At 50.6% G+C, this 405-nt stretch carries 3 tRNA genes; all 3 read right to left on the bottom strand.

What is annotated here, in order from left to right:
• Nucleotides 1–65: 65 nt before the first annotated feature.
• A tRNA-Leu gene (locus AC1DKZ_RS33140) sits at nt 66–146 on the bottom strand.
• A 24-nt stretch (nt 147–170) separates the two neighbouring features.
• Nucleotides 171–246: transfer RNA gene (locus AC1DKZ_RS33135), tRNA-His, on the bottom strand.
• A 10-nt stretch (nt 247–256) separates the two neighbouring features.
• Nucleotides 257–332 (bottom strand) — tRNA-Thr (locus tag AC1DKZ_RS33130).
• Nucleotides 333–405: the final 73 nt, after the last annotated feature.

Below are 405 nucleotides of genomic sequence, written 5' to 3'. Positions count from 1 at the left end.
TGGCAAGGTTGTATTCTACCACTGAACTACTTCCGCAAGACATGTTTGAGTTATTTTATTAAAAGTGCGGGTGAAGGGAGTCGAACCCCCACGCCAAAGGCGCTAGATCCTAAGTCTAGTGCGTCTGCCAATTCCGCCACACCCGCATGTTATAATTTAAAAAGAAAAAATGGGGCGACTGATGGGAATTGAACCCACGAGTGCCGGAGCCACAATCCGGTGCGTTAACCACTTCGCCACAACCGCCATGATTTTCTGGTGCCGACTAGAGGACTTGAACCCCCAACCTACTGATTACAAGTCAGTTGCTCTACCAATTGAGCTAAGTCGGCTAAATGGTGGAGGATGACGGGATCGAACCGCCGACCCCCTGCTTGTAAGGCAGGTGCTCTCCCAGCTGAAGCT

This window comes from Bacillus sp. 05T21 (genome assembly GCF_056396785.1).
This window is presented reverse-complemented; position numbering and strand designations above follow the sequence as displayed.